This is a genomic window from Synechococcus sp. 8F6 (assembly GCF_002252665.1).
In the GTDB taxonomy this organism is placed as follows: domain Bacteria; phylum Cyanobacteriota; class Cyanobacteriia; order PCC-6307; family Cyanobiaceae; genus Cyanobium_A.
This window is the reverse complement of the sequence record NZ_NQKZ01000026.1, coordinates 1-11,698: the sequence shown is the minus strand read 5'-3', so window position 1 is coordinate 11,698 and position 11,698 is coordinate 1. Positions and strand designations below refer to the sequence as shown.

Annotated in this window: 13 protein-coding genes and 2 pseudogenes; 8 read left to right on the top strand and 7 right to left on the bottom strand. The window is 61.7% G+C overall.

From position 1 onward, the window contains the following. Positions 1-212 precede the first annotated feature (212 nt). The 4 genes from CJZ78_RS13835 to CJZ78_RS14260 all read left to right on the top strand — a co-directional run bounded on the left by CJZ78_RS13835 (position 213) and on the right by CJZ78_RS14260 (position 2,451). Positions 213-539, top strand: coding sequence for a hypothetical protein (locus tag CJZ78_RS13835; RefSeq protein ID WP_143592925.1), 327 nt, complete (start codon positions 213-215; stop codon positions 537-539). A 271-nt stretch (positions 540-810) separates the two neighbouring features. Further along, positions 811-1,035 carry a hypothetical protein gene (locus CJZ78_RS12680; RefSeq protein ID WP_233128788.1) on the top strand — a complete coding sequence of 75 codons (225 nt, stop codon included), beginning with the start codon at positions 811-813 and terminating at the stop codon, positions 1,033-1,035. 129 nt (positions 1,036-1,164) lie between these two features. Then, positions 1,165-2,145 (top strand): SDR family NAD(P)-dependent oxidoreductase, encoded by a 981-nt coding sequence (locus CJZ78_RS12675; RefSeq protein WP_094561679.1) that lies wholly within the window; start codon positions 1,165-1,167, stop codon positions 2,143-2,145. 78 nt (positions 2,146-2,223) lie between these two features. Beyond that, the gene (locus tag CJZ78_RS14260; protein ID WP_198953911.1) at positions 2,224-2,451 is read left to right on the top strand and encodes a hypothetical protein; all 228 of its coding nucleotides are present in this window, start codon (positions 2,224-2,226) and stop codon (positions 2,449-2,451) included. Here CJZ78_RS14260 and CJZ78_RS14870 read toward each other — a convergent pair. Further along, positions 2,425-2,574 (bottom strand): annotated as a pseudogene (locus CJZ78_RS14870) (hypothetical protein); the annotation flags it as partial. The gene CJZ78_RS14260 and the pseudogene CJZ78_RS14870 overlap by 27 nt on opposite strands. Positions 2,575-2,665: 91 nt before the next feature. After that, positions 2,666-2,926: pseudogene (locus tag CJZ78_RS14865) on the bottom strand (DUF305 domain-containing protein); the annotation flags it as partial. 103 nt (positions 2,927-3,029) lie between these two features. Here CJZ78_RS14865 and CJZ78_RS12660 point away from each other — a divergent pair. Next, positions 3,030-3,494, top strand: a complete 465-nt coding sequence (locus CJZ78_RS12660; protein ID WP_233128787.1) for a thermonuclease family protein — start codon at positions 3,030-3,032, stop codon at positions 3,492-3,494. 7 nt (positions 3,495-3,501) lie between these two features. Here the strand turns inward: CJZ78_RS12660 and CJZ78_RS12655 are convergent, their stop codons facing one another. Both CJZ78_RS12655 and CJZ78_RS12645 read right to left on the bottom strand, forming a co-directional pair. After that, positions 3,502-4,518 (bottom strand): fatty acid desaturase, encoded by a 1,017-nt coding sequence (locus CJZ78_RS12655; RefSeq protein WP_233128786.1) that lies wholly within the window; start codon positions 4,516-4,518, stop codon positions 3,502-3,504. A 584-nt stretch (positions 4,519-5,102) separates the two neighbouring features. Continuing rightward, positions 5,103-6,794, bottom strand: a complete 1,692-nt coding sequence (locus CJZ78_RS12645) for a cation:proton antiporter (protein ID WP_094561674.1) — start codon at positions 6,792-6,794, stop codon at positions 5,103-5,105. Positions 6,795-6,944: 150 nt separating this feature from the next. Between CJZ78_RS12645 and CJZ78_RS12640 the strand changes: the two genes are divergently transcribed. Continuing rightward, positions 6,945-8,705, top strand: a complete 1,761-nt coding sequence (locus tag CJZ78_RS12640) for a potassium/proton antiporter (protein WP_094561673.1) — start codon at positions 6,945-6,947, stop codon at positions 8,703-8,705. 300 nt (positions 8,706-9,005) lie between these two features. On the opposite strand, the gene CJZ78_RS12635 is transcribed toward CJZ78_RS12640, so the two are convergent. Continuing rightward, on the bottom strand, positions 9,006-9,698 hold the full coding sequence (locus tag CJZ78_RS12635) for a PAP/fibrillin family protein (protein ID WP_233128785.1): 693 nt from the start codon (positions 9,696-9,698) through the stop codon (positions 9,006-9,008). A 222-nt stretch (positions 9,699-9,920) separates the two neighbouring features. Beyond that, positions 9,921-10,208 (bottom strand): hypothetical protein, encoded by a 288-nt coding sequence (locus tag CJZ78_RS12630; RefSeq protein ID WP_094561672.1) that lies wholly within the window; start codon positions 10,206-10,208, stop codon positions 9,921-9,923. A gap of 240 nt (positions 10,209-10,448) precedes the next feature. Here CJZ78_RS12630 and CJZ78_RS14090 point away from each other — a divergent pair, with 240 nt between their 5' ends. Continuing rightward, positions 10,449-10,619, top strand: a complete 171-nt coding sequence (locus CJZ78_RS14090; RefSeq protein WP_158217081.1) for a hypothetical protein — start codon at positions 10,449-10,451, stop codon at positions 10,617-10,619. A gap of 19 nt (positions 10,620-10,638) precedes the next feature. On the opposite strand, the gene CJZ78_RS12625 is transcribed toward CJZ78_RS14090, so the two are convergent. After that, positions 10,639-10,938, bottom strand: coding sequence for a 2Fe-2S iron-sulfur cluster-binding protein (locus CJZ78_RS12625; protein WP_094561671.1), 300 nt, complete (start codon positions 10,936-10,938; stop codon positions 10,639-10,641). Positions 10,939-11,307: 369 nt separating this feature from the next. Between CJZ78_RS12625 and CJZ78_RS12620 the strand changes: the two genes are divergently transcribed. After that, positions 11,308-11,698: transposase (locus tag CJZ78_RS12620; protein ID WP_369802068.1), on the top strand; the 391-nt coding region annotated here is incomplete at its 3' end.

The window sequence follows — 11,698 nt, the reverse complement described above, 5'->3', positions numbered from 1 at the left end:
ACGCTCAAACGGAATCCCTCAAGCCCCCTCCTCGGAGGGGGCTTTTTCATGGGAGATGGCCTTGGAAATGGTTGTGGCGTTGTTGCACAGGCTGTTTTACAGGCTGTGCAACAGCATGATCAAACGTAGGACGTGGCGTCGGTTGTGTCAAAGCATCATTTCAAGCTCTTGCCCGCCAAGGGTTAGACTGGAATTTGATTCCATTGAAAATAATGTCTGAAATCGAAGAAATTAATAAGCTTGTCACGTTTGGACTTGTCGATGGAAAGCTGCGGATCCTGCAAGTTAACGCCAACGTGTGGGGTGACGTAAAGGGAGATATTCAAGGCAGCGTCCAAGGCGATATTTATGGAGACGTTGCAGGCAGTGTTGAGGGATATGTTGGCCGTGATGTTGGTGCAAATGTCGGCCGCCATGTCTTGGGGAATATTAATGGCAATGTGGAAGGAAGTATTTGGGGCGATGTGAAGGGAGCTATTTGGGGTCGCGTCTACGGTGCAATCCAGGGTGGTCAGGAGCAAGAAGATGTTCTCGATTAAGAGTCCAGAATCCATTGTTAAAGTCCGTTCGCTGACAAAAGCAAGATCTAGTTCTGCTTCATCAATTCTTATCTATCGATCATTTCTCTGAAGGCCCTAGCCTTCGTCTCGGGCGGTCGAATTCGTTGATGATGCGCGAAAGCGTGTAATGCTGTTTCGAGAAGTTGATCCACGGGGAGCGGTTCAAGCTCTGGGCGCAGACGCGGCAGCTGGTTAGGCGGCCCGCCAGCATGGAGTTACTCGCAACCTCGACGTGCTTTTGAATCCCTTCTTGCCGTTCAGCACTGCCAAGGTGCTGGGCCTTAAGGCCACCGTGCTGCTGCTGCTCACCCTGCTGATCAAGGCCAGAGTGCAGATTGTGGCCGGTTCGGCCTTGGGGATCTTCCTCTTGCTGCTGCAGGTGCTGGTGTTCCTGGCTGTCAGCGGTGGGCTGCTGCTCACGGCTGGTGGAGCAGCGTTTTACGCCACCCAGCAGCGGCGGTCGGCGGCGGCCTGATCGGCAGCGAGGGGATTCCTTTGCTTCATTTGCAGGATCGCAAGGCATCCTTGGAGAAGCTGAGGGCCCACGCCTATCCCGAGCGAACAGCAGGTTCAACAGAATGGCTTGATCCCGGAATCAGGAGCCATGGGGGTTGAGGAGTGCAGTGCCGGAGCGACCCGGCACATCCTGCTTACGGGTGGCAGCTCCGGGATCGGTTTTCAGGCGGCGATCCTGCTGCTCCAGGCCGGTCACCGTCTCACCCTGCCCTGCCGGGATGCCAACACTGCTGCGGCCTTGCGCCAGCGCCTAAGCGGGCGGATCGAAACCCCCATCTGCGATCTGGCCGATCTGAGCAGCATCAAGCGCTGCGCTGAATCCCTGCTGGCAGAGGGCGAGCCGATCGACACCTTGGTGCTCAACGCCGGCCTGCAGTACAGCGGTGGGGGCGAGCCCCGCTGGTCAGCCCAGGGTTTTGAACTCACCATTGCGGTGAACCACTTGGGCCACCAGGCTCTGCTGCAGCAGCTGTTGCCCCTGCTGATGCGGGGCACTGCTCCGCGGCTGGTGGTCACGGCCTCTGAAGTGCATGACCCCACCACCGCCGGAGGCAAGGTGGGCCTTCCGGCCGGCTTGGGTGACCTTGCTGGTCTGCGACAAGGCCCTGGGGCTCTGCTGCTGGATGGCAGCGGCAGCTTCAATGCCGAGAAGGCTTACAAAGACAGCAAACTCTGCAACCTGCTGATGGCCAGGGAGGCGGAGCGCCGGCTGAGGGAGCAGGGCGCGCCCCTGCCGGTGCTCGCCTGGAGCCCGGGGTTGGTGATCCCGCGCAGCAAGGGTGGCTTCTTCCGCTACAGCCGCAGCCACAACCCCGTGGCCCAGGCACTGTTCGCCCTGGTGGCCCGCGACCTGCTGCGGCTCACCGAAACGCCGCAGAGGGCTGGCACCCTGCTGGCAGGCCTGGCCAGTACGGCAACGCCGCAACCCAGCGGATTCCAGTACTGGAGCAACCGGGTGCTGGGCCCAGGCCGGCTGCGTTTTGAGGCCAGTCAGCCCAGCGGGGAAGCCTGCTCAGACACCCTGGCCCTGCAGCTCTGGGATCTCAGCGCTCAGATCGGAATCGGTTGACCGCGCTAGGCCGAGCGCAGAAGCAAAGCCCACGTTTCATATTTCTTCACATTAGAGTTGGCAAAAGCGGAGCTGCTAATGAATGACCTTCTGGCTGGTGTGTATCTGATCTGCTTTGCGGCCATCGCTGGTGGTGCCTTTGCTCTGATGACCCAGAACCTGCGCAGCTCCACAGGGCGGGTTTCTTCTCCCTCTCCTCGCATGCGCGGCAGGGTGCACCCAGAGGCCCCCCAGCCTGGAGAAGAGGTGCTGTATGCCGACTTCAGCCGGGAGCGGCTGGAGCAGTTGTATCAGCAAACCCCGTGACTCCCTAGGGGTACCACTCGCGATACAACACCCGTCCATGATCTTGATTTCTTTGCTTTGCTCGTTGGATATCTCCTCGGCCAGCTTGCGAATCATGTGTCGACGGATGTTCGCCGCTGTCATTGTTGACATCATCACGCCCATTTGATGGTGAGGAATCATCTGCTCGATAAAGGCCTCGGTCGAAATCGATGGATTGACGCAGGGCCTGCATGTTGACGCCGATCATGCGGCTGTGTTGCCAGTCCATCCCCAAGCGGCGATCTGGAGCCCATCGCTGGAGATCACTGCCATACCACTGTCGATACCAGCGGCGCATCTGGTCGTTTTCGCGCCCCTGATTCACCTTGATGGTGCGAGCCAGGTTCTTGATTTCGTCGCGCCGTGCTCTGACTAGGGCGAGATCAGCCATCGCAATCGCGTCTTCATGGTGGAGCACCATCATCGTGAAGAAGTTCTGATCTGTCGGCTTCATCCGCCCCTGCCAGGTCCATCCCTTGCCCAGGCAAAATTCAGCCATGATCAGGGGCTTTGTTCGGGGTCTTGCGGGCTGCGTGGCAGTGGGGCTCGTTGCGGCCTTGGTATGGCCGACTGGTGTGGCCGGGCGGCGCATCACGGCCGTGGTGGTCTCAATCGGCGACGGCGACACCATCCGCGTGCGCCAGGCGGGACGGGTGTTGACGGTGCGGCTAGCCTGCATCGATGCCCCTGAGGCGGCCCAAGGCTCCTACGGTGCCCAGGCGCGTCGCTCCCTGCAGCAGCTACTACCCCTCAACCGCGCGATTTCGCTCGACGTGAAAACCGTCGATCGCTATGGCCGCACGGTTGCTGAGGTGTTCACGGTGGCCAACCTTTTCAGGCAGGTGAACATCAACCTGGCGATGGTGGAGGACGGTGAGGCCTTTGCCTATCGCCGATACCTGAGCAGCTGCAACGAACAGATTTACCTAGAGGCGGAGCACAGGGCCAGCCGCCGCCGTTTTGGGGTGTGGCAGGTGCCGGGCGGCATCACCCGGCCCTGGGATTTTCGGCGTGGGCGCTGACGCCTGATCAGATCTCCTGCCCCAACTGCGGTTGGTAGAAAAAGCCGCCGCCCGCACTCGCCTGCTGAACGACGGCGCAGCGGGTCGCCACCCGCCACAGCGCCCGGTGAATCGGGGTGGGGTCGTGTCGCACGAGATGGGGGAAGCGCAGTCTCAGCAGGGTGGTGGCCTTCCAGGCGTTGTAGTGAGGGATTCGGGGATTGATGTGATGACATACGTGGGTGGATCCGATGCCGTGGTGGAGCAGGTTCAGAACGGGGCCGTAGGGGCGATCCACCGTCTGCAGGGCTCCCTTGGCCCAGGTCCAGTCAGCGGTGGAAAAGTGGGGAATATCCGTATCGGTATGTTGTAGCCAGGTGTAGCCCACCAGCCAGGCATTGATCACCAAGTAGGGAAGTCCGTAGACGCACAACATCCGTGCCGGCGAGAACTGAATCGCGGCCATGATCAGGATCCCTATCATCGCCAGCAACCCAAGATTCGAGAGCTGCATCAAGGGGAGGCAGGCATTCGGAAATAGGGCTCGCTTGCCGTTTCGAAACGGCGCAGCCGTGGTGAAGTGGGAGGTGGGAGCACCGTAGTTTTTGCCGCCGGCCACGCCGAACAGCAGATAGAGCGGCCAGCCCAGCAGCAGATGGCTGATTAACGAGGTGATACCAAACAGCTGGGGCCCGAGACGCCTGCTCATCCCCGCCACAATCTGGCCCGTACGCGACTCTGCACGGGGGGGCACATGGGTTTCACCCCCTTCCATGTGATTGCAATTGGCGTGATGCACCGCATGGCTGTGCTGCCAGCTGAAGTAGGGCACCAGCAGCAGGCTGTGCAGCACGAATCCCACGGTGGCTTCCACGCGAGGGTTCGGATGGAAGGCGCGGTGCCCGCACTCATGGGCAATCACCCAGCAACCGCCAGCCACGGTGCCCGCCACCACCGCGTAAAGAAGCCAAAGCGGAGCCGCCATCGCGGTGAGGGGAATCTGGGTGCCCAGTCCGTAGGTCAGCAGTGTGAGGCTGAGGGACATCGCCAGGCTCCCCCAGGCTTTGCCTGGATGGATCCTTAGGAGCTCGGTGGGAAGGCAGGCCAGCAGTTCAGCTTTGCTGGGATAGGCGGGTGATTCAGGCGAAACTGACTCCGGTGCAAGGGGCCGGAGGGAGACAGAAGAAATCAATGAGGCAGCCGTAGGCGCAGGGAAATCAACAAGACCGGGATAGGCCTCGATGACACTAGGGATTTCACGATGCAATCGTGGATGGCCTCAGTGACAGGCCGAAGGATCAGGAAACAGATTTAATAGTTATCGCCGTATTTGACGGGTGACGAGGCGTTCATGAGTTCAACGGTGGTTTCATATCCCTGGGCAACCGTAACTTCGTGCTGCTTGCCAATGTCTCTGAGGGCGTCGAAGTCAAATGTTGGAGCCGTGATCCAGCTGAAGCCTTTGCCAAAGGTGTTGTCTGGATTAACGATGTACCAATGACAGGCCGTATCGGGTACGGATACAGAGCATTTCGACCAATCCACATCCCATTGGGGGACTTGAACGAATGACAGCGCTGCAAAAAGAAAGCCGAATAGACTTATGAACATTTCAATCTCAAATTTTGGCTATTCTATCACATGACTTCGAGATCCTAACCCCTGTCGTTCAGCTTCGCTGTGCAGTTTGGAGAGGTCGTTCACGATCAGTTCTGCTGCGCGCTCAGCAGCATCCAGAAAGGGCAGCAGGGTGCGCTGGGCGCCGATGGCTTCCAGCTTCACCACCTCAGCTTCATCGTGGGCGGTGGCAATGAAACGCCCCTGAAAGCCTGCCGTTTCCAGCCCATGACGGATGGCGGCGTTGCTTTTCAGCGACGGCAAGGTGCTCACCACCACCGTGGCCGACGACAGCGGCAGGGTGGCGGTGAACTCTGGATCCTCCGAATCGCCGTATTGCACAGGCAGCCCGTGAGCCGCTGCCAGTCGCAGCGCCTGAGGATCGAAGTCGATGCCCAGGATCGAGAGGCGGTGGGTTTGTAGCTGGCGGTAGATCGCGCTGCCAAACCGCCCCAGCCCCAGCAGCACCACATCCGCCCGCACCGGACCGCTAGCGCTGCCACTGATCTCGCTGAATGGCGTGCTGCGTTCGAACATCCGCAGAGGTGCCTGCAGCCACCCGTAGAGACGATCGGAGCCCAGGATCATGTATGTGGAGAGGCCGATGGTAATGACGCCCACCAGGGTGATCAGGCTCACCTCGCCTTCCCTGAGTTGGCCTAGCTGGAGCCCCAGTGCCGCCAGGATCAGTGAAAACTCTGAGATCTGGGCCACGGTGAGCCCTGCCAGAAATCCGGTGCGTCGCCGGTAGCCCATCGCCCCCATGATCGCCACCACGATCAGCGGGTTGCCCACCAGCACAAAGACCGACAGCACCAGGGCTGGCCCCAGCTGCAGACCCGCCGCTGACAAGCTGAGGCCGGAGCCCAGATCAATGAAGAAGAACAGCAGCAGGAAGTCGCGCAGGCCGGTGAGCCGCGAGGCGATGGCTTCCCGGTAGGGGGTGGAGGCAATCGACACCCCACCGAGGAACGCACCCACCTCCTTGCTGAAATTCACGCTATCGGCCAGAGCCGCCAGACCCACGGCCCAGACCACGGCAAACAACACCAGCAGCTCCTGGTTCTGGGCCAGCCGCCCGAGCAGCGGGGGCATCACCCAACGCATGGTGGCAGCCGTCCCCAGCACAAACGCCGTACCCACCAGCAGCAGCCGCAGCGCCTGGCTCACGAAGCCGCCACCGCCTGCGTTGGCGAAGGAGGTGAGCAGGATCATCGCCAGGATCACGGCGATGTCCTGCACCACCAGAAATCCCACGGCAATGCGCCCGTGAAGTGAATCGATCTCCCGTTTATCCGAGAGCAACTTGACGATGATGATCGTGCTGGAGAAGGTGAGGCAGACGGCGATGTAGATCGCCTTCACCGGAGCAAAACCCAACCCCAGGCACAACAGAAAGCCAAACAGAGCTGTGAACACAATCTGCCCAAGGCCCGTGGCCAGAGCCACCGGGCCCACCGAGCGGATCAACCCCACATCAAGCTTGAGGCCCACCACAAACAACAGTACGGAGATCCCGATGTTGGAGAGCAGCTTGATCTCGCTTCCTCCTGAAGCCCAGCCGAGCACCGCTGGGCCCACCACGATGCCGGTGAGGATGTAGCTGATGATCAGCGGCTGGCGCAGCTTCAGGGCGAGCACCCCGATCACGCCGGCGATCCCCAGGATGGCGGCGAGCTCGTGGAACGCGGTGCTGAAGGTCATCGGAGTTGGCAACTGCGGCCATCGTGAGCAGTGCTCGCCCCTAAATGGGGCCTTCCGCAAGGAAGTGATGTGTCAGGCGAGCAGCGTTTCGCGAGGGTCTGAGCCATCCTCAGGCGGAGTCAGCCATCGGATTGGGCGGGAGGCGGCAGGGTGTGGATCAACGTTGCCGTGCTACTGGCCGGCGTGCTGCTGCTTCTCGGCATCACCTCCAGCAAATTCTCGGCCCGGCTTGGGGTGCCGGTGCTGGTGTTGTTTCTCACGGTGGGGATGCTGGCCGGATCGGAGGGGCTCGGCCGCATCCCCTTTGAGAACTACGGCCTTGCCAACAGCGTTGGCAGCGTTGCCTTGGCTCTGATCCTGTTTGACGGTGGCCTGCGAACCTCCCTGGCCTCGGTGCAACAGGTGTGGAAGCCCGCGCTGGCGTTATCCACGGTTGGGGTGCTGCTCACCGCGCTGATTACGGGCCTGGCTGCCTCCTGGGTGCTGAAGCTGCCGATGTTGCCGGGACTGCTGCTCGGCAGCATCGTCGGCTCCACCGATGCGGCAGCGGTGTTTGCCGTGCTGCGCTCCAGCGGCCTCAAGCTGCCGGAGCGGCTCACCTCCACCCTGGAAGTGGAGAGCGGCTCCAACGATCCGATGGCGATCTTCCTGACCCTCGGGTTGATGGGCATGATCACCGGACGCGCCGATTCCGCGCAGGCCTTGGCGCTGCTGTTTGTGGCGCAGTTTGGCGTGGGTAGCCTCGCCGGCCTTCTCGTGGGCAGGCTGGCCACCTGGGCCATCAACCGGATCAATCTCGATTACCCGGGCCTCTATCCACTGCTGGCCCTCGCCTTTGGCCTGGTGGCCTTCGGGCTAGCTGCGGTGCTCGGCGGGAGCGGTTTCCTGGCGGTGTACGTCGCTGGCATCGTGCTCGGTAGCAGCTCGATCGTGTTTCGGCGGGGCATCTTGTCCTTCCACGACGCCACCGCCTGGTTGGGGCAGATCGTGCTGTTCGTGATGCTGGGGCTGCTCAGCTTCCCCAGCCGCCTGCTGGCGGTGGCCTGGGAGGGACTGCTGATTGCCCTGGTGCTGATCCTGGTGGCCAGACCCATCGCGGTTTGGGCCTCAGCGTGGCCTTTCCGCTTCCGCAGCAGAGAGCTCGCCTTCCTGTCCTGGGTGGGCTTGAAGGGGGCCGTGCCGATCACCCTGGCTACCTTCCCGCTGATGGCGGGAGTGCCCCAGAGCCAGCTGATTTTTAACGCGGCGTTCTTCGTCGTGTTGATCTCGGCCATCACCCAGGGCTGGTCGCTGCCGCTTGTAGCGCGTGCGCTGCAGATCGGCCGACCCGCCGATCCCATCCCGGCGCTTTCGGTAGAGATCAACGCCCTGCGCCACGTCGATGGCGAGATTCTCGATTACACCGTCAACGCCAGGGCTCCGGTGGCTGGTCAGCAGCTGCGCGATCTGGCCCTGCCCGATGGGGTGCTCGTCACCTTGATCCTGCGCGGCCGGGAGGTGCTGATGCCGCGCGGCACGACAACTCTCATGCCTGGCGACCACGTGTTCGTTGCCCTGCGCATCAGTCTGGAGCCGTTGATCAATCGGCTGTTCGATCCCGACCCGGAGCCCTCCGCGCTGCCATCCGATCTGCCGCTCAGCTTCAATCCAGCCACCACCCTGGCGCAGCTGCAACGCTTCTACGGCCTACCCCTGCCGCTGGAGATGGCAGGCTCCGCCGCTGCCCAGAGCCTGGAGGCCCTGCTGGCCCAGTCCGCTCCTGGGGATGCTCCTGGTAATGCTCATGGAAAGGCCCTTCGCGTTGGTGTTTTGCTGATTCAGGCTGGAGCTGAGCCAGAGCACGTGACCGTTCTGATAGCCCGGCATCTCCTGCCATTTCAAGGCCATGGGGGTGACATTGCGCACCAGTGAGATGGATCGCAAGCTCGGATTACTGGGATGGATGGAGGCTGTTGCGTCCGGATGGCTCCATCGCGGCCCGGGGTGGGGCACTGCCTTGGTGGATGTGGATATGAAATAGCCTGAGGTCTACGGGCGTTATCGCAAGATCTTGCTGCAGCAATACCCTCTCAAGCGAGAGTTGGTGCTTCCCCCGTATCTGCCCGTGGAGAACCCAGAAGCAGCATTCGGCATTCATGGCGAAATCTCCGCTGGCATGCCAGAGCCAGCTCGAGCAGAACCCTGTTCGTTAGCAGCCCTGATTCACTTGACTCAACCTTGAGCCACCTGCGTCGTCGTGGCGTCTGATCGCTGATCTGGAGCCAGGAGCAGCTCCTGAAGATTGAGGTCGGGGCGGCGCAACAAGGCAAACACCGTGCCCGCATTGCCGCGGCAGATCCTCAGCGCGTCGTCGAGCACGGTGATGTCCAGCCAGGCCGGAACGGGTTGGCTCACGCGCCGAAGCAGCTGCAGCCGCCCCAGGCCCACGGCCGGGCCCAGCCAGCCACCCCGCTGAAAACGCACCTGAACGCGCTGGCGCGGGTTCAACCCAACCCCGGAATCCATTCCCTTGGGATCTCCGCCGGGTTCGGCCTCGACCCTGATGGTGGCTTCCACGGCAATGGCGGCCAGGGGCGCCAGCGGACCTGGTAGCCGTAGCAGGTTCATGCCCCGACCCTGGGATGGCGCCAACAGCTGCAGGTTTTCCAGCCAGGGTCCTACAGCTAGATAGGGCTGGCGGCTGCTGCTCCAGCGCAACTCCCACACACCCTCCAGGAGCTCCAAGGCTCCAGGTGCTCCCAGATCAGCGGGCGTCGACCGCTCCAGTGCGCCAATCAAGGCGTGCAGATGGTTCTCCTGTAGGTGGGGGCCACCGCGAGGCTCCTGTTGCAGAAGCGTGAGCAACATCTGCCGTTGCTGTGCTGGATTCAGTTCGCTGAGCTCTGCCTGGTTGGCCTGGGACATCCGCTCGCTGCCATATCGCTACTCCTCATGCTGGCCAGGTTTAGGAGCGGCGTGGCGTCGCGACCCCGCAACCATTTGACTCTCCAGCTATTTGGGGCTGCATGGTGGATGGGCTCTCGTCAATGGATGGACTATGCGATCAGCATTGGCGGCTCTGGCGGTGATCGCTTCAAGCCTGGGTCTGTTGGCCGCCAGAGGCCGAGGGGTTGAAGGGTTGAGGGGTTACCCGCGCCAGGTCGGTTGACCATCCTTGAGCAGGGAGCCCCGATGCCGCCATAGGGCTTCATTGGTGATCTCAATCCCGTGATTGTGTAGAGCTTGACGCACGTCTTCCGTACTGGTTGTCAACCTCAGGAAATCAGCAAACTCTGGTTGTTCGTCAATCAGGTGTTGGATGGCATCGAGCGCTGCATTCACAGCCGCAGCATGCTCAGGGTGAGCCTGAAAATCCTCATCCTGAGGTGATGCCTGGGTGCTGTCGATCTCTGATGGTTGCTGCTCCGGGCTCATGTTGACGACCTGTCGATGCGAACTCCTGAATAGCCTGGTTTAGCCGTGTGTCGCCTAGCTCTGCTGCCGCAAGGTTGCCCCGGTATCGCAGCGTGATCGCCGCAGCAGACAGCAGGCCCAGATAGGAAGGTCACAGCCTGGACATGACGGGGATCAGGCCAGGAATTACCCCCCTATGGGGGCATCCTTGTCGGCGCACCATCACTGAGAGTGGACCCATCTAAAGCACGGAGGTTCGCCATGGCGGACTCCAACACAAGGGTCCACTCCAGCACCTGCCTCGGGCGCACCTGCATGAAATGGAGTGCCGATGGCGAGCTCACGGCGCTCGACCTCCATCTGGTGATGGAGCGCCTGGCTCAGGTGGATCGAGATGTGGCAGCCCTTTCCAAAAACAGCCAGCCTGCTTGAGCCTTCACCGGCTTGAGATTCAATACAGCGCCTCTTCGGCATGGGTTGCGACCGTGCAGTCCGAGGTGGGGATCGCCACGCAGGTCAGTACAAAACCGGCGGCAATCTGGTCCTCATCGAGGAAGGCCTGGTCTTCCTGGTTCACCGTGCCACTGACCAATTTGCCAGCGCAGGAGGAACAGGAGCCGGCGCGACAGGAGATCGGCAGGTCGATGTCCTGATCCGCAGCCGCATCGAAGATCGATTGGTCGTCGGCGCACTCGATTGTCCGATTCAGTCCTTCGTTGGCGTTGACCAGCCTGACCTTGTAGATCGCCATAGCAATGGTTGGTGTAGGGCTCGACAGGAAAAAGAGATCCAACCCCCAGATTTCGGCTGAAGGTGGACCCTCTTGGATGGCGACAGCGAAGCTCGTCCCTCATCGTCGCGGTTCGATCCTGGGTCGCAGGGATTGATCTGCGCCAGTCCCCATCCGGGGGGATTGCTGCCGATGGATAGCGGCGTCCCATGGAGTGGTGTAACTCGGGGGGATCAGCCCCGGCGTAGCCGGGGCTGACGGCTCAACTCCCTCAGTCTTTAGCTGTGGCAATGGGTGGGCCGGTCTGTGACCCTGTTCGGAGCACTACCACCAAACCGAACACAGACCATGACCCATATCCATAGTGGCGCCTCCGAGCTGGCTCAGCTCATGGAGGGCACCACCGCTGGCGCCCTCATCCCTGAGATCGTGCGCCGCGGCTTTCAGGACCTGCTGGAAGCAGAGGTTTCTGCCCTCACTGGCGCCCAGCTCCATGAGCGCTGCCCGGATCAGTGCTCCACCCACCGCAACGGCTACCGCCAGCGGCTGCTCACCACCCAGGTCGGCGACATCAGCCTGGCCATCCCAAAGCTGAGGCAGGGCAGCTTCTTTCCCGACTGGCTCGAACCCCGCCGCCGGGTCGACAAGGCCCTCTACGCCGTGGTGATGGAGGCCTACACCGGCGGTATCTCCACCCGCAAGGTTGATGCCCTGGTGGAGGCGCTGGGCGGCGCCAGCGGCGTCTCCAAATCGGAGGTAAGCCGCATCTGCCAGGGCCTCG